16 protein-coding genes are annotated in these 15,098 nt (G+C 70.7%); 6 read left to right on the forward strand and 10 right to left on the reverse strand.

Annotation, left to right across the window (positions count from 1 at the left end):
- Positions 1-9: 9 nt before the first annotated feature.
- A complete protein-coding gene (locus EDF51_RS02660; protein WP_133936615.1) occupies positions 10-651 on the reverse strand; it encodes a TetR/AcrR family transcriptional regulator C-terminal domain-containing protein in 642 nt (213 codons plus the stop codon).
- Between the two features lie 55 nt (positions 652-706).
- Between EDF51_RS02660 and EDF51_RS02665 the strand changes: the two genes are divergently transcribed.
- Positions 707-1,927 (forward strand): beta-ketoacyl-[acyl-carrier-protein] synthase family protein, encoded by a 1,221-nt coding sequence (locus EDF51_RS02665; protein WP_133936614.1) that lies wholly within the window; start codon positions 707-709, stop codon positions 1,925-1,927.
- Between the two features lie 31 nt (positions 1,928-1,958).
- Entirely contained in the window at positions 1,959-3,860 is a 1,902-nt protein-coding gene (locus EDF51_RS02670; RefSeq protein ID WP_123938013.1) for an ABC transporter ATP-binding protein, read from the forward strand.
- On the opposite strand, the gene EDF51_RS02675 is transcribed toward EDF51_RS02670, so the two are convergent.
- Positions 3,857-4,315, reverse strand: a complete 459-nt coding sequence (locus EDF51_RS02675; protein WP_166673173.1) for a MerR family transcriptional regulator — start codon at positions 4,313-4,315, stop codon at positions 3,857-3,859. The two genes, EDF51_RS02670 and EDF51_RS02675, sit on opposite strands and share 4 nt — an antisense overlap.
- A gap of 89 nt (positions 4,316-4,404) precedes the next feature.
- Here EDF51_RS02675 and EDF51_RS02680 point away from each other — a divergent pair, with 89 nt between their 5' ends.
- Positions 4,405-5,388, forward strand: a complete 984-nt coding sequence (locus tag EDF51_RS02680) for an aldo/keto reductase (RefSeq protein WP_131880121.1) — start codon at positions 4,405-4,407, stop codon at positions 5,386-5,388.
- Between the two features lie 65 nt (positions 5,389-5,453).
- Here EDF51_RS02680 and EDF51_RS02685 read toward each other — a convergent pair whose 3' ends face one another.
- The 3 genes from EDF51_RS02685 to EDF51_RS02695 all read right to left on the reverse strand — a co-directional run bounded on the left by EDF51_RS02685 (position 5,454) and on the right by EDF51_RS02695 (position 7,749).
- Positions 5,454-6,497: a DMT family transporter gene (locus EDF51_RS02685; RefSeq protein WP_131880123.1), complete on the reverse strand. Its 1,044-nt coding sequence runs from the start codon at positions 6,495-6,497 to the stop codon at positions 5,454-5,456.
- A complete protein-coding gene (locus EDF51_RS02690; RefSeq protein WP_131880125.1) occupies positions 6,478-6,849 on the reverse strand; it encodes a metalloregulator ArsR/SmtB family transcription factor in 372 nt (123 codons plus the stop codon). Before EDF51_RS02690 ends, EDF51_RS02685 begins: the two co-directional genes overlap by 20 nt.
- Positions 6,850-6,912: 63 nt before the next feature.
- Complete coding sequence (locus tag EDF51_RS02695) at positions 6,913-7,749, reverse strand: helix-turn-helix transcriptional regulator (protein ID WP_133936612.1); 837 nt, start codon at positions 7,747-7,749, stop codon at positions 6,913-6,915.
- Positions 7,750-7,851: 102 nt separating this feature from the next.
- Between EDF51_RS02695 and EDF51_RS02700 the strand changes: the two genes are divergently transcribed.
- Complete coding sequence (locus EDF51_RS02700) at positions 7,852-8,532, forward strand: SDR family NAD(P)-dependent oxidoreductase (protein WP_133936611.1); 681 nt, start codon at positions 7,852-7,854, stop codon at positions 8,530-8,532.
- A gap of 16 nt (positions 8,533-8,548) precedes the next feature.
- Here the strand turns inward: EDF51_RS02700 and EDF51_RS02705 are convergent, their stop codons facing one another.
- Positions 8,549-8,998, reverse strand: a complete 450-nt coding sequence (locus tag EDF51_RS02705) for a GNAT family N-acetyltransferase (RefSeq protein ID WP_123938006.1) — start codon at positions 8,996-8,998, stop codon at positions 8,549-8,551.
- A 91-nt stretch (positions 8,999-9,089) separates the two neighbouring features.
- Between EDF51_RS02705 and EDF51_RS02710 the strand changes: the two genes are divergently transcribed.
- Positions 9,090-10,121, forward strand: coding sequence for an alcohol dehydrogenase catalytic domain-containing protein (locus EDF51_RS02710; protein WP_133936610.1), 1,032 nt, complete (start codon positions 9,090-9,092; stop codon positions 10,119-10,121).
- Between the two features lie 5 nt (positions 10,122-10,126).
- Here the strand turns inward: EDF51_RS02710 and EDF51_RS02715 are convergent, their stop codons facing one another.
- Complete coding sequence (locus tag EDF51_RS02715; protein WP_133936609.1) at positions 10,127-10,720, reverse strand: dihydrofolate reductase family protein; 594 nt, start codon at positions 10,718-10,720, stop codon at positions 10,127-10,129.
- 152 nt (positions 10,721-10,872) lie between these two features.
- Positions 10,873-11,028, reverse strand: a complete 156-nt coding sequence (locus tag EDF51_RS19760; protein WP_159571359.1) for a hypothetical protein — start codon at positions 11,026-11,028, stop codon at positions 10,873-10,875.
- A gap of 95 nt (positions 11,029-11,123) precedes the next feature.
- On the opposite strand from EDF51_RS19760, the gene EDF51_RS02720 reads away from it, so the two are divergent.
- Entirely contained in the window at positions 11,124-12,023 is a 900-nt protein-coding gene (locus tag EDF51_RS02720; protein ID WP_131880137.1) for a shikimate dehydrogenase, read from the forward strand.
- 93 nt (positions 12,024-12,116) lie between these two features.
- On the opposite strand, the gene EDF51_RS02725 is transcribed toward EDF51_RS02720, so the two are convergent.
- Together EDF51_RS02725 and EDF51_RS02730 are read right to left on the reverse strand one after the other, a co-directional pair.
- Entirely contained in the window at positions 12,117-12,383 is a 267-nt protein-coding gene (locus EDF51_RS02725) for a hypothetical protein (RefSeq protein WP_123294405.1), read from the reverse strand.
- A 119-nt stretch (positions 12,384-12,502) separates the two neighbouring features.
- Positions 12,503-14,896: an excinuclease ABC subunit UvrA gene (locus EDF51_RS02730; RefSeq protein WP_131880139.1), complete on the reverse strand. Its 2,394-nt coding sequence runs from the start codon at positions 14,894-14,896 to the stop codon at positions 12,503-12,505.
- Between the last annotated feature and the right edge of the window lie 202 nt (positions 14,897-15,098).

The raw sequence follows: 15,098 nt of genomic DNA on the forward strand, positions 1-15,098 counted from the left end.
CTCCCGCGCTCAGCGGATGGACACCGTGCCGGCCAGGTCGAGGTCCGACGGCCCGCCGGTCACGCCCGCGTCGGCCAGGAGCGTCGCGCCGAACACCGCGCTCCAGAACGTCCGGGCATCACGGCCGACACCGCTCGGACTCGTCCAGCCGTGCTCGGCGACGACGCGCTCGAGGTAGCGCTCCGACTGCCGGAACAGGACTGCGAGCAGGAGTCGCACGCGCTCCCGCTGGGCGTCGTCGTCACCGGCGGCGGCCAGCGCGCGCACGACGAGGAGTGTCGACGGCATGGCGAGCGCGGTGCGTGCGAGCACCTGACGGAACGCGTCGGCGGACCCGGCGCGCCGACCGGCTGCCTGCAGGCGCGTGGTGTCGCGGAGGAAGAGCGCGAAGGCGGCGTCGAGGACGAGGCGGTCCTTCGAGCCGTAGTGGTGCGTGATCTGGTTCGGGTAGACCCCGGCCGCACGGGCGATCTCGCTGACGGTGGCGGCGTGGCGTGCGGTGCTCGCTCCGCCCGCGTCACCGGCGCGTGCGGTGCTCGCTCCGCCCGCGCCACCGGCTGCCCCTGCGCTGAGGAGTCCGGCGGTCGCGGCGAGGATCCTCGCCCGGGTCGCTGCGCCGCGGGTCGTCCCGGTGCCGTCGGTGGTTGCCATCTCCGAATTGTACGTGGTACAACTCCACTTGTTCAACGTACAAGAAGGAGCACTCGTGGACATCTCCATCACCGGCTACGGCGCGGTCTCCCCGTTCGGCCACGGCGTCGCGCCGCTGTGGGACGCCCTGGTCGCCGGACGCTCCGGCGTGCACGAGCTGCACCGCGACGGGCAGCTCTGGGAACGGGTGCCGATCATGGTCGGCGCCGACGCAGCGCTCGACGCCGAGTCCGTACTCGGTCGCGTCCGGGCGAACCGACTCGACCGCAGCCAGCAACTCGCGCTCGTCGCCGCCGGCGAGGCCTGGGCCGACGCCGGCGCGCCCGCGGTGGAAGGCCACCGCCTGGCCGTCGTCGTCGGGACCGGCATCGGGGGAGTGGAGACGTTGCTCGATGCACACGACGTGCTCGGCGCCTCGGGCGCGCGTCGGGTGTCGCCCCGGACCGTCCCGATGCTCATGGCCAACGGGGCCGCGGCGCAGATCAGCATCGAGTACGGCGCCCGCGCCGGTGCGTACACGACCGTCTCGGCGTGCGCGTCCGGTGCCGAGGCGATCGCGACGGCCGCGCGGCTCATCGTCACGGGGGAGGCCGACGTCGTCATCGCGGGCGGCACCGAAGCGGCGGTCACCCCGGTCACCATGGCCTCGTTCGCGCAGTCCCAGGCCCTCGCGAAGCCCGACGGTGACGACCCCACCACGTTGTCGCGACCGTTCGACGCCGACCGCCGCGGGTTCGTGCTCGGCGAGGGCGCCGGGTTCGTCGTCCTGGAACGGGCCGGGCACGCCGCCGCCCGCGCACAGCGGTCGCACGGGACGCTCGCCGGGTGGGGGATCACGTCGGACGCGTTCCACATCACCGCCCCGCTCGGGGACGGCAGCGAGCAGGAGCGCGCGATGACGGCGGCGATCCGGATGGCCGGGCTCACCGGTGCGGACATCGACCACGTCAACGCGCACGCGACCGGGACCCCGGTCGGGGACGTCGGTGAGGCAGCGGCGATCGGTCGCGCTCTCGGGACCGGTGCACTCGTCACCGCGCCGAAGAGCGCCATCGGGCACATGTTCGGCGCGGCGGGAGCGGTCGAGGCGATCCTGACGGTCCGGGCGCTCGAGACCGGGGTCGTGCCGCCGACGCTGAACCTGCAGCACCAGGACCCGGCGATCGACCTGGACGTGGTGGCGGGGACGGCTCGGACCGCGACCATGCGTGCGGCGCTGAACAACTCGTTCGGGTTCGGTGGGCAGAACGCCTCGTTGGTGTTCACCGCGGTCTGAGGCGCACGGGGACCGACGTATCCTGACTGCCATGAGCATGGAAGGCGTGGCCTGGAGCTCGCTGTACAAGATCTCGACCGCCAAGGACGGCAAGCACGGCATCTCGCGCGAGTCGGTGCGGCGGATCATGACGTTCGCAGTGCCCTACCGGGCCAAGCTGGTGGTCTTCATCGTCCTCTCCGTCGTGGGCGCGGTCCTCGCGGTCGCGACACCGGTGCTCGCCGGCCGGGTGGTCGACGTCATCGTCGCCCGGGGCGCGCTCAGCACGATCACCTGGCTCGCGGTCGTCATCGCCCTGGTCGCCGTGGGCGACGCAGGCGTGTCGCTCGCCACGCGCTGGTTCTCCGCACGCATCGGCGAAGGCGTGATCCTAGACCTCCGGACCGCCGTCTTCAACCACGTGCAGAAGATGCCGATCGCCTTCTTCACCCGCACACGCACGGGTGCCCTCGTCAGCCGCCTCAACAACGACGTGATCGGCGCGCAGCAGGCCTTCAGCGGCACGCTGTCCGGCGTGGTCACGAACCTCGTGGCGCTGATCCTCACCCTGACCGTCATGCTCAGCACGTCCTGGCTCGTGACGGTCCTGGCGATCGTCATGCTCCCGATCTTCCTCGTGCCTGCGCGGCGCATGGGCAGCCGCCTCGCCGCGCTGCGTCGCGAGGCCGCCGACCACAACGCCGCCATGAGCACGCAGATGACCGAGCGCTTCTCCGCGCCGGGCGCCACCCTCGTGAAGCTGTTCGGCCGGCCCGACGAGGAAGCAGAGGAGTTCCGGGTGCGCGCCGCCCGCGTCCGCGACATCGGGGTGCGGAGTGCCCTGCTGCAGTTCGTCTTCGTGACCGCCCTCACCCTGGTCTCCGCGCTCGCCCTCGCGCTCGTCTACGGGGTCGGCGGCGCCCTCGCACTCGGTGGCCAGCTGAACACGGGCGACGTGGTGACGCTGGCCCTCCTGCTCACCCGCCTGTACGCGCCGCTGACCAGCCTCGCGAACGCCCGGGTGGAGATCATGAGCGCGGTGGTCAGCTTCGAGCGCGTCTTCGAGGTCCTCGACCTCGAACCGCTCATCCAGGAGAAGCCCGACGCCGGCACCGTCCCCGACGGCCCGGTGGCGGTCGAGTTCGACGACGTCCGCTTCGCGTACCCCTCGGCGGACAAGGTGTCCCTCGCCTCGCTCGAGGAGGTCTCCACGCTGGACACCCGCGGCGGTGACGAGGTGTTGCACGGTGTCTCGTTCCGGATCGAGCCGGGGCAGACCGTGGCCCTCGTGGGCACCTCCGGAGCGGGCAAGTCCACGATCGCGCAGCTGCTCTCCCGCCTGTACGACGTCGACAGCGGCGCCGTACGACTCGCCGGGTCGGACGTCCGCGACGTCACGTTCGCCTCCATGCGACACACCATGGGGATGGTGACGCAGGACGGCCACCTGTTCCACGAGACCATCCGCTCCAACCTGCGCCTCGCACGGCCCGAGGCGACCGAGGACGAAGTGTGGGACGCCGTCCGGCGCGCGCGGCTCGAACCGCTCATCCGCTCCCTGCCGGACCAGCTGGACACGATGGTCGGCGAGCGCGGCTACCGGCTGTCCGGCGGCGAGCGCCAGCGGATGACCATCGCCAGGCTCCTGCTCGCCCAGCCGCGCGTCGTCATCCTCGACGAGGCCACCGCGGCGCTGGACTCGACATCCGAGGCGGCCGTGCAGGCTGCGCTCAGCGAGGCGCTCGAGGGGCGGACGGCGATGGTGATCGCCCACCGACTGTCGACCATCCGCAGCGCGGACCTGATCCTGGTGGTCGAGGACGGTTCGATCGTCGAGCGTGGGACCCACGAGGAACTGCTGGCCGTCGGCGGACGGTACGAGGAGTTGCACCGGACCCAGTTCGCGGTGCAGAAGGACGTCGCGGCGGACGAGGAAGCGCTCCGGGGGAGCTAGCCTTCCGCCTGTGCCGGATGGCTCCGACCGCTCATCGAAGGACCCGTCGATTCCGCGGTCTCGGGCCGCCTTGCAGCGATGGTCCGGCGGTACGCGTCGATCTTCCGTTCCAGCGCGGCCAGGTGCCGCTGGACTTCGGCCTGCCGGGCGAGGACGGTCGCATGGTGTCGTTCGAGGAGCGCAAGACGCTCGGCATCGTCGGCGCCGGCCCGGTACGCGGCCGCGTACTCGCGCATCTCCTGCACGCTCATCCCCGTACCGCGGAGCATCACCGTCCCGGCGAGCCAGCTCAGCGCAGCCGTGTCGTAGCGGCGCCACCCGTCCTGCCCACGATCAGGAGCCGGCGCGATGCCTTCCTTCTCGTAGTAGCGGACGGTGTCGACGGTGATGCCGAGCAGGCCTGCGGCGGCGCTGATCGTGACGGGCTCGTCGACGCGGACTTCGGGAAGGAGCACGGGATCGAGTACCGCGCTTGACATGGTGTGCGCACCAGGGTGGAAGGTCAGGTTGTCCGGAACGATCCGGCGGCGAACGGAGCACACGCATGCAGCAGATTCCTCTCGGCTCTCAGGGCCTCGTCACGTCCGCGATGGGGCTCGGGTGCATGGGGATGAGCGCGTTCTACGGCGGCGCGACCGAGTCCGGCTCGGTCGAGACCATCCGCCGGGCGCTCGACCTCGGGATCACGCTGTTCGACACGGCTGAGGCGTACGGGCCGTTCGAGAACGAGCGGCTGGTCGGACGGGCCCTCGGCGCTGACCGTGACCGGGTGGTCGTCGCGTCGAAGTTCGCGACGGACTTCACGGATGACGGCACACCGATCGGCCTCGACGGCTCCCCGGAGCATGCCCGTCGCGCGATCGACCGCTCCCTCAGGCACCTCGGAACCGACCACGTCGACCTCTGGTACCTGCACCGTGCCGACCCGAACGTCCCGATCGAGGACACCATCGGGGCGATGAGCGACGCGGTCACCGCCGGGAAGGCCCGGTACATCGGCGTCTCGGAGACCTCCGCCGCAACACTGCGCCGAGCGCACGCGACCTTCCCGATCACCGCGATCCAATCCGAGTACAGCCTGTTCGAGCGCGACGCCGAGCACAACGGCGTCCTCGACGCCGCCTCAGGACTCGGGATCGGCTTCGTACCGTTCTCTCCGCTCGGCCGCGGATTCCTCTCCGGTGCGGTCACCCGCAAGGACGACCTCCCCGAGGGCGATGCCCGCCGGAACCTCCCACGGTTCTCCGACGAAGCCATCGATGCGAACCTCCGCGTCGTCGACGCACTCAAGGTCATCGCCGACGAGAAGGGCGTCACCACCGCCCAGCTCGCTCTCGCATGGCTGATCCAGGCAGGAACCGTCCCGATCCCGGGCACCACGAAGGCATCTCGGGTCGAGGAGAACGTCGCCGCCGCCGACGTCGTCCTCTCCACGAGTGAGCTCGGACGGATCGAAGCGGCCGCACCGCACGGCGTTGCCGTCGGTACCCGGAACACCGAGGTGGGGATGGCGCGAGATCGCGGCTGACTGACGCCCTCGGCGCCGGCCGGGGGCGTCGTGGTGCCTGACGGCCGGTCGTCGACCGAGACACCTCAGTGGGAGTGGCGGTGGTGGCTGTCGGGGTAGTGCTCGTGGGTGTGGGTGATCGGTTCGTTAGTGTGCGTGTGTCGGTGCCACGTGCCGACCGCGACGGGTTCGGCGTGCTCGTGCTGGTGGTGCTCGTCGTGGTGGTGCCAGTGGTCGTGGGTCACGGCTTCGTGGGTGTGCTCGTGCTCGTGTCGCTCGGTGAGGTGGAGCCAGATCCCGACGGCCATGAGGACGCCGGCGATGACCAAGGGCACGGTCACGGGTTCGCCGAGCACGATCGCGAGGACGGCGCCGAAGAAGGGGGCCACCGAGTAGTACGCGCCGGCGCGGGCGGTGCCGACGTGGCGGAGTGCGACGATGAACAGCACCAGGCTCACGCCGTACGCGAAGAAGCCCACCACCATCGCGGCGACGACGTTCCCGATGGCCGGCAGCTGCGCGCCGAGCAGGGAGGCCAGGAGCAGGTTCACGGGCCCGGCGACACCGCCCTTGACGGCGGCGAGCCAGGACGCGTCGTGGATGGCGACCTTCCTCGTGAGGTTGTTGTCGATGCCCCATGACAAGCATGCGCCGAGGATCGCCAACGACGGCCAGGCGCTGACGAACTCGATCCCGGCCGGGACGGTCAACACGACGGCGCCGGCGACGATGGCGAGCATGCCGAGGGCGATGCGGCGGTCGAAGTTCTCACGGAACACGAACCAGGCCAGCAGTGCCGTCGCCACGCCTTCCGCGTTCAGCAGCAGCGATGCCCCTGAGGCGGGCATGTTCACGAGGCCGATCAGCAGGAGGACCGGTCCGAGGACGCCGCCGAAGAGGATCGCTCCGGCGAGGGGCAACTGCTCGTCCCTGGCGAGGTGCACGCGCGGAGCGCGTCGGACGATCCGGATGAGGCCGAGCCCGAGTCCCGAACCCGTGTAGAGCAGTCCGGCGAGCATGAACGGGCTGACCGTGTCGAGGAGGATCTTCGCCGCGGGTGTCCCTGCACCGAAGAGCACCGCGGAGAGCAGCGCCGCTTGGACGCCGCGACTATGCAGGGCGGTCGGCACGAGAGGCTCCGTCGTGGTGGTGGGCGGGGGTCCCGTCGAGCTGGTGCTCGGCCTGGAAGATCGCGTCCGACACGAGCTGGCGAGCGTGCTCGTTCGTGAGGCGGTAGAAGACCCGCGTGCCCTCGTGCCGGGTCGCGACCACGCGGGCGAGGCGCAGCTTGGCGAGGTGCTGCGAGACCGCTGCCGGCGACTTGCCGACCTGCGCGGCGAGGTCGTTCACGGGCAGCTCGCCGTCGGAGAGCGCCAGGACGATCCGCACCCGCGTGGCATCGGCGAGCATGCTGAAGACCTCGACCGCCAGCTCGACGTACTCACTGTCGACGTGTCGGCCACACCTACTATCTGCATCCATGCGCAGATTCTTGCACGCGCACCCGGCCGACGCTCCACCGGCAGGGTGCTGGTGCTGGATGCTCTACGACGCCGTCGTGAACTGCTGGAGGCCGGTGACGCGCAGCAGGTCGAGCTTGGCGGCGTCCTCAGTTCCGGGAACCGCGGTGTAGACGACGATCCGCAGGTCTCCGCCCGGCACCGTCAGCACGTCGCAGTCGATCTCGATCGGCCCGACGGGCGTGTGCACCTGCTTGCGGCTCGCCCGGTGCTCGGCGATGCGACCGGTGTCCCAGCGACGTTCGAACTCGGGCGACTCCCGGCGCAGCCGCGCGACGAGTTCGGCCAGGTCGCGGTCGGCGGGGTAGCGGCCGGATGCCTGCCGGAGGTCCGCTGCGAGGTCGCTCGAGAACTCCTCCTGGTGCTCGTCGTCCCACTCGACACCGTCGTGCGCGTGCATGAAGTGCCGCCACACCAGGTTGCGCTCGATCCCGGCCGCCCGGGACGGGTCACCGTTCAGCGCAGCCCACAGGTCGTTCCACAGCACGATGTCGTGCGTCGCCGTGAACACCGCGATCGGGACGTCGCCGAGCCGGTCGACGAGCCGCTGCACCCCGGGTGTGATGTGCCGCGGGACGACCTGGAGCGACGGGGGAGCGACGCCCGCGACCCGGCACAGGTGGTCGCGCTCGGCCGCGGTGAGCCGGAGCGCCGTGGCGAGCGCGCCGAGGAGCTGCGGTGAGGGGTTCAGCGCGCGGCCCTGCTCGAGCCGGACGACGTAGTCGACGCTCACCCCGGCGAGCGCGGCGAGCTCCTCGCGACGGAGACCCGGGGTCCGTCGGCCGGGCCCGGCCGGCAGGCCGACCTCTTCGGGACGGACGCGGTCGCGCCAGGAACGCAACACACTCGCGAACTCGCTCATGTCCACCATCCTGGCCCCGCGCCTCCCGTCCGTCCTGGTACTGCTGGTCCCACCGTCGCACGGTGCCTGGGGGAGTCAGCCGCTCGGGCGGAGAGTGGGGGCATGACAACGACACTCATCACCGGAGCCAACCGCAGCCTGGGGCTCGAGACCGTCCGCCGCCTGGTCGACGCGGGCCACACCGTGTACGCCGGCATGCGCGATCCGTCCACCGGCGACGAAGCACGCGCCCTCGGTGCCCAGGTGGTCCAGCTCGACGTGACCGACCAGGACAGCATCGACGCCGCGATCGCGACCATCCCCGTCCTCGACGTGCTCGTGAACAACGCCGGCATCCTCGGGACGTCGTTCGGCGTCGACGACCTCGACTCCGCCGCGATGGCCACCGTGCTCGACACCAACGTCACCGGCATCGTCCGGGTGACGCAGGCAGCGCTCCCGCTCCTGCGGGCATCCGACCACCCCGTGATCGTGAACGTCGCCTCGGGCGTCGGGTTCGCCCGCTGGTTGACGACCCCGGGCCACGACGAGTACGCGGTGCCGGCGGTGCCCTACGCCGCGTCGAAGGCCGCGGTGATCGCGTTGACCGTGCAGTACGCGAAGAACCTGCCGGGGTTCCGCGTCAACGTCAGCGACCCCGGGTACACCGCCACCGAGTTCAACGGGTTCGGTGGCCACCAGACGATCACCGAGGGCACGGACGCGACCGTCGCACTCGCCACCGTCGGGCCGGACGGGCCCACCGGCGAGTTCCACAACCGGGACGGCCGCATCGAGTACTGAGGTCACGGCGTCCGGCTCAGTCGTGCACGTCGGCGCCGAACCCCGGCCCGGGGCGCATCATCCAGCCTTCCGGGTCGGGGAGCGGACGGAACCCGAACCGCTCGTACAGTCCGTGCGCATCCGCGGTGAACAGGGCGAACCGCTTCAACCCGAGTGGCTCGATCGCCTCGGTCACGCCCTGCACGAGGGCGACGCCGACACCACGGCCACGAGCGTCCGGATCGACGAAGACGTCGGCCAGCCAGCCGAACGTCACCCCGTCGGTGATCACCCGGGCGTACCCGAGCTGCGCACCCGTCGCCGTGTCGTAGACGCCGAAGTTGCGGGACCCGGCGATGATCGCGTCCTGGGTGGCACGACTGCGACCCCGCGCCCAGTACGACTGCTCGCTGAGCCAGCGGTGCACGCGGTCGACGTCGAGGTCGGCGGGGTCGGCGGAGAAGTGCAGTGCGGTCGGTTCGTCCATGGGACCAGTGAACCGGCGGTCGCCATCGTCGGGCAACGGCCAATCCGTCGCCTGTGGACAACGCGGCACCACCGTCTGGGACGATGGCGGGATGCGCGCAGTCCAGTACGACCAGTTCGGATCCGCCCCGTCGATCGTCGACCTGCCCGATCCGGTGGCACCGGACCACGGTGTCGTCGTCCGGGTCGCGGCCACCGGGGTGTGCCGCAGTGACTGGCACGCCTGGAAGGGGCACGACGACTCCGTCTCGCTGCCGCACGTCCCCGGGCACGAGTTCGCCGGTGTCGTCACGTCCGTCGGGGACGCGGTGACCCGGGTCTCGGTCGGTGACCGGGTGACCGCGCCCTTCGTGTTCGCCTGCGGGACGTGCCCGGAGTGCGTCGACGGCGCCACCCAGGTGTGCACGCGCCAGCAGCAACCCGGATTCACGCTGCCCGGTTCCCACGCCGAGTCGGTCGTCATCCCGCACGCCGACGTCAACGTGGTCGCGCTCCCGGACGCCGTGGGCTTCGCCGAAGCCGCGGCGCTCGGGTGCCGGTTCGGGACGGCGTACCACGCCCTGCACGCCCGAGGTCGGGTCGCCGCAGGGGAGTGGGTGGTCGTGTTCGGCTGCGGCGGCGTCGGTCTGTCGACGATCATCGTCGCGGTCGCGGCGGGCGCACAGGTCGTCGCGGTGGACGTCTCGCCGGCGGCGCTCGAACGTGCCGCGGCACTCGGCGCCGTCACCGTGCCGATGGACGGAGCGGCAGTCGCCGCGGTCCGCGCTCGCACCGACGGCGGCGCGCACGTCTCGATCGACGCCTTCGGCAGTCGAGCGACCTCAGTCGCAGCGGTCGCTTCCCTGCGCCCTCGGGGACGTCACGTGCAGGTCGGCCTGCTGCTCGACGACGAAGCCGAGCCGGTGATCCCGATGGGCCGCGTCATCGCTGATGAACTCGAACTGCTCGGCAGCCACGGCATCTCCGTGGGGGAGTACGCGGCGATGCTCGCCGACGTCGTCACCGGGCGACTGCGTCCGGACGACTCGATCGGTCGGACGATCGGTTTCGACGACCTGCCCGGCGCGATCGTCGCCATGGACCGTCCCGCCACGTCGGCCGGGATGACCGTCGCCGTCTTCTGACCTGCTCAGCGCTTCGGTCGGTACACCAGTCCGAGCGCGCCGCCGGCGAAGGCCTGAGAGCTGATCAGTTCGAGATCGAGCTCGTCCGTCAGGTCGGCGAACACGCCATCGCCTGACCCGAGCGCGACGGGCAGGACCGCTAGCCGGTACTCGTCGACCAGACCAGCCCGGACCAGGCTGCGACCGAACTCCGTCCCGCCCTGCGCGAGGACGTACCCACCGGACTCCTGCTTCAGCGCTGTCACCTCGGCTTCGAGCGGTCCGGCTGCGACTCGTGCACCCGTCCAGGTCGCCGCCGCGGGGGAGTCGGGGTCGGGGACCGGCACCGAGCGTGGATCGAAGTCGCGCTGTGTGGTGAAGACGACCTTGGGGATCCGGTTCATCGGTTCGGCGATCGGCCCGGGCGCCGTCGGCCAGAAACCTGAGATGATCTCGAAGGTCTTGCGGCCGAAGGCGTGCACGCCCGCACCAGCGACGACGTCGAGCACCCAAGCCATCGAGTCCGGACTCCCGCCGCGGAACATCCAGTCCGACTCAGCTCGGGGAGCGGCCACGAAGCCGTCCAACGACATCGACATCTTCAGGACGAGTTCACGCACGGGGAGCCGCTGTCCGGATCTGAGTTGACATAATATGCATTATCGGCGCACAGGTACGAGCGGCACCAGAGCGTTTCGTGAGCAGAAAAGGTCGGGTCCCACGCGCGGACCCGACCTTTCCTGCTCACGAAGCACATCGTCGGGCGACAGTGTCAGTCGACGGGCTTCGTCGGGACGTCGTCGGCGTCGATCTCGAGCGCCGCCGGTTCACCGCCCTGTTCTTCCAGGTTCTCCTGGTCGGTGTCCGGCTGCTCCGGCGTCTCGCTCTGGGTGGTCTCTTCGGCTGGGTCTGGCTGGCTGTAGCTCATGCGCCGGACGGTACGCTCACCGCGCTGATGACGTATCGGGGCTCCGTGCACGGCGCGCTACTGTCGGATGGCCGGTCGACGCCACGGGAGGAACGATGCCGCAAACGCTCGTCGGGCTGATCGGCGTCGGACTGCAGCGGTCGCTGACTCCCCTGATGCACGAAGCAGAGGGCCGGCTGCTCGGACTCGACTACGAGTACCGTCTTCTCGACCTCGACATGGTGGGCCGGACTGCGGCCGATCTACCGGAACTGCTCGCCACCGCCGAGGCCGAGGGGTACCGCGCGGTCAACGTCACGCACCCCTGCAAGCAGGCCGTCGTCCCGTTGCTCGACGCGCTCGATCCGCGCGCTGCCCGGATCGGTGCGGTCAACCTCGTGCTGTTCCGCGACGGCCACCGCATCGGGTACAACACCGACGAGACCGGCTTCCGGATCGCCGTGGAACGCGGCCTCGGATCGGTCGCCGGGCAGCACGTCGTGCAGTTCGGTGCCGGCGGTGCCGGCTCGGCGATCGCCCACGCGCTCGTCGGACTCGGTGTCCGGCGGCTCGACGTCGTCGATGCGGACGTCGGCCGCACGGAGGCGCTCGTCGCGACGCTCGAGCCACCGACCGACTCCCCCGTCGACGCCCGTGTCCTGGCGATGACCGATGCCGACGAGGTACTCGCGACGGCGGACGGAGCCGTCAACGCGACACCGCTCGGCATGAACGACGACCCGCGGCAGGCCTTCGACCCCGCGCTGCTCCCCCGAGGCGCCTGGGTCTCCGACGCCGTCTACTTCCCGCTCGAGACGCCGCTCGTCCGGTCGGCACGTGCGGCCGGATGCCGGGTGGTCGACGGTGGCTGGATGGCCGTCGGGCAGGCGGTCGCGAGCCTCCGACACATCACCGGGCTCGAGCCGGACCTCGACCGTGTGCGCGCTGCCTTCACCGGGTTCCTCGCCGAAGGGCGAACCGCCGGTGACCGGACCGGGCGCGAAGCCATCGGGTGAGCAGAAGAGGTCGAGTCCGGATGGCGGACTCGACCTCTTCTGCTCACGATGCACGCCCGCGGACGCACCGAGTGCGCCCGCGAACGCGCTCCATCACGACTGGGTGAGGATGACCGCCGTCAGGATGTAGCCGACGATGCCGATGACGATCGCGACGGCCGACAGGATGATGCCGGCGAGGACGGTGCCGCGGCTGCCCCCACGCTTGCGCGCCAGGATGCCGAGCACGAGCCCGATGATGCCGGCGATGATGCCGATCAGGGCGATGAAGATGCCGCCGACGACGCCGACGATGCCGAGCACCAGGGAGACGACACCGAAGGTGTTGGACTGAGCGGGCGCGTTGCCGGGGTTGGACATGGGAGCTCCTTCGATCAGGACGCCGATCCAGGCCGGGTAGCCGATCGTGAGCGTCGATCAAACGCTATCCGAATCGCACCGGCAACGTTCAGGTTCTGCGCACGAACCTGTCCCCTGCTTCAGACGCCGACGTACGTCGCCAGGTGCTGGCCGGTCAGTGTCGAGCGAGCGGCGACGAGGTCGGCGGGCGTGCCCTCGAACACGATCCGGCCGCCGTCGTGCCCCGCGCCGGGCCCGAGGTCGATGATCCAGTCGGCGTGCGCCATGACGGCCTGGTGGTGCTCGATCACCACGACGGTCTTGCCCGAGTCCACCAAGCGGTCGAGCAACCCGAGCAGCTGGGCGACGTCCGCCAGGTGCAGTCCGGTGGTCGGTTCGTCGAGCACGACGATGCCGCCCGGCTCGCCGAGGTGCGTCGCGAGCTTGAGGCGCTGCCGTTCTCCGCCCGACAGCGTCGTGAGCGGCTGCCCGATGGTCAGGTAACCGAGTCCGACGTCGGCCAGGCGCGCCAGGATCGTGTGCGCAGCAGGTAGCGCGGCAGGACCGTCGGCGAAGAACGCCACGGCCTCGGCGACGGACATGCCCAGGACCTGGCTGATGTCCTTGCCGCCGAGCTGGTACCCGAGCACCGACTGGTCGAACCGTTTGCCGTCGCACTCCACGCACGGGGTGGCGATGCCCGCCATCATCCCGAGGTCGGTGTAGACGACACCGGCGCCGTTGCACGCGGGGCACGCGCCCTCGGAGTTCGCGCTGAACAGCGCGGGCTTCACGCCGTTGGCCTTCGCGAACGCCTTGCGGATGGGTTCGAGCAGCCCGGTGTAGGTCGCCGGGTTGCTGCGTCGGGAGCCGCGGATCCCGCTCTGGTCGATGGCCACGACACCCTCGCGATGCGCGAGCGAACCGTGGATCAGCGTGCTCTTGCCGGAACCGGCGACGCCCGTCACGACGGTGAGCACCCCGGTGGGGACGTCCACGTCGACGTCGTGCAGGTTGTGTGCCGACGCACCGCGGATCGCGATCGCCCCGTCGCACCGGCGGACGGCGGTCTTCACCGAGACGCGGTCGTCGAGGTGCTGACCGGTGATGGTCCCGCTCCCCCGCAGCCCCTGCACCGGACCCTGGTAGCAGAGCGTCCCGCCGCCGGAGCCGGCGCCCGGGCCGAGGTCGACGACGTGGTCGGCGATCGCGATCACCTCGGGCTTGTGCTCGACCACGAGGACGGTGTTGCCCTTGTCGCGCAGCCGCAGCAGCAGGCCGTTCATCCGCTCGATGTCGTGCGGGTGCAACCCGGTGCTCGGCTCGTCGAAGACGTACGTGACGTCGCTGAGGGACGACCCGAGGTGCTTCACCATCTTGACCCGCTGCCCCTCTCCCCCGGACAGCGTGCCGGTCGGGCGGTCGAGCGAGAGGTAGCCGAGACCGATCTCGACGAACGACTCGAGCAGGTCGCGGAGGCCGTCGAGCAGCGGCGCGACGCCGGGGTCGTCGATGGCCCGCAGCCACGGGACGACGTCGGTGATCTGCATCGCGCAGACGTCGGCGATGCTCCGGCCCGCGATCTTCGACGAGCGGGCGATGTCGTTCAACCGGGTGCCACCGCACGCCGGGCACGTCGTGAAGGTCACCGCACGGTCGACGAAGGCGCGGATGTGCGGCTGCATCGCCTCGCGGTCCTTCTGCAGCATCGAGCGGCGCACCCGGGGAACGAGCCCTTCGTACGTCATGTTGATGCCGGCGATCTTCTGCTTCGTGGGCTCGCGGTACAGGAAGTCGGCGCGCTCCTGCTCGGTGAAGTCGCGGATCGGGGTGTCCTTGTCGAAGTACCCGGACTCCGCGTACATCCGGACGTTCCACCCGTCGGTGCCGTAGCCGGGGATCGTGATCGCCCCGTCGCCGAGCGCCTTCGAGTCGTCGAACAGCTGCGTCAGGTCGATGTCGTTGACGAGCCCGCGCCCCTCGCAGTCGGCGCACATGCCACCGAGCCGGGTGAACGAGACCTTCTCGGCCTTGGCGTCCTTGCCCTTCTGCACGGTGATCGCTCCCCCGGCGGTGACCGTCGCCAGGTTGAACGAGAACGCGTTCGGACCACCCACGTGCGGGTCGCCCAGACGGCTGAAGAGCACCCGCAGCATCGCGTTCGCATCGGTGGCGGTGCCGACGGTCGACCGCGGGTCGGCGCCGATGCGCTCCTGGTCGACGACGATCGCGGTGGTCAGGCCGTCGAGCAGGTCGACGTCGGGTCGTGCGAGCGACGGCATGAAGCCCTGCACGAAGGCGCTGTACGTCTCGTTGATCATCCGCTGCGACTCGGCGGCGACGGTGCCGAACACGAGCGAGCTCTTGCCGGACCCGGACACACCGGTGAACACCGTGAGTCGACGCTTCGGCAGGTCGACGTCGATCCCCTGCAGGTTGTTGGCGCGGGCACCGCGCACGCGGATCCGGTCGTGGCCGTCGGCGGCGTGCACGCTCCGGCTCTGGGCGGCGTCGTCACCGGAACTGGTATGCATGTCGATCAGCGTACCGGCGGGTACCGACACCGACAAGACAACCCGGCACCATGCACGCCTGCTCACCCGGTGCGCGGTTCCGCGCACCGTGCGCACCTTCTCACCCCGTGCGCGCTTCCGCGCACCGTGCAGCGTCACGAGCGCGCACCACGCCACCAACCCCGCGCCGGCCGACGGACCCGGCACCGTGCGTTGGACGCAA

The sequence above is a fragment of the Curtobacterium sp. PhB25 genome (genome assembly GCF_004365375.1).
Taxonomy (GTDB): Bacteria; Actinomycetota; Actinomycetes; order Actinomycetales; family Microbacteriaceae; genus Curtobacterium.

Bases quoted from the DNA above. Each gene is read 5' to 3' on its own strand.
- EDF51_RS02660 (WP_133936615.1), bottom strand. From the start codon at position 651: ATGGCAACCACCGACGGCACCGGGACGACCCGCGGCGCAGCGACCCGG.
- EDF51_RS02670 (WP_123938013.1), top strand. From the start codon at position 1,959: ATGAGCATGGAAGGCGTGGCCTGGAGCTCGCTGTACAAGATCTCGACC.
- EDF51_RS02680 (WP_131880121.1), top strand. From the start codon at position 4,405: ATGCAGCAGATTCCTCTCGGCTCTCAGGGCCTCGTCACGTCCGCGATG.
- EDF51_RS02690 (WP_131880125.1), bottom strand. From the start codon at position 6,849: ATGGATGCAGATAGTAGGTGTGGCCGACACGTCGACAGTGAGTACGTC.
- EDF51_RS02695 (WP_133936612.1), bottom strand. From the start codon at position 7,749: ATGAGCGAGTTCGCGAGTGTGTTGCGTTCCTGGCGCGACCGCGTCCGT.
- EDF51_RS02700 (WP_133936611.1), top strand. From the start codon at position 7,852: ATGACAACGACACTCATCACCGGAGCCAACCGCAGCCTGGGGCTCGAG.
- EDF51_RS02705 (WP_123938006.1), bottom strand. From the start codon at position 8,998: ATGGACGAACCGACCGCACTGCACTTCTCCGCCGACCCCGCCGACCTC.
- EDF51_RS02710 (WP_133936610.1), top strand. From the start codon at position 9,090: ATGCGCGCAGTCCAGTACGACCAGTTCGGATCCGCCCCGTCGATCGTC.
- EDF51_RS19760 (WP_159571359.1), bottom strand. From the start codon at position 11,028: ATGAGCTACAGCCAGCCAGACCCAGCCGAAGAGACCACCCAGAGCGAG.
- EDF51_RS02720 (WP_131880137.1), top strand. From the start codon at position 11,124: ATGCCGCAAACGCTCGTCGGGCTGATCGGCGTCGGACTGCAGCGGTCG.
- EDF51_RS02725 (WP_123294405.1), bottom strand. From the start codon at position 12,383: ATGTCCAACCCCGGCAACGCGCCCGCTCAGTCCAACACCTTCGGTGTC.
- EDF51_RS02730 (WP_131880139.1), bottom strand. From the start codon at position 14,896: ATGCATACCAGTTCCGGTGACGACGCCGCCCAGAGCCGGAGCGTGCAC.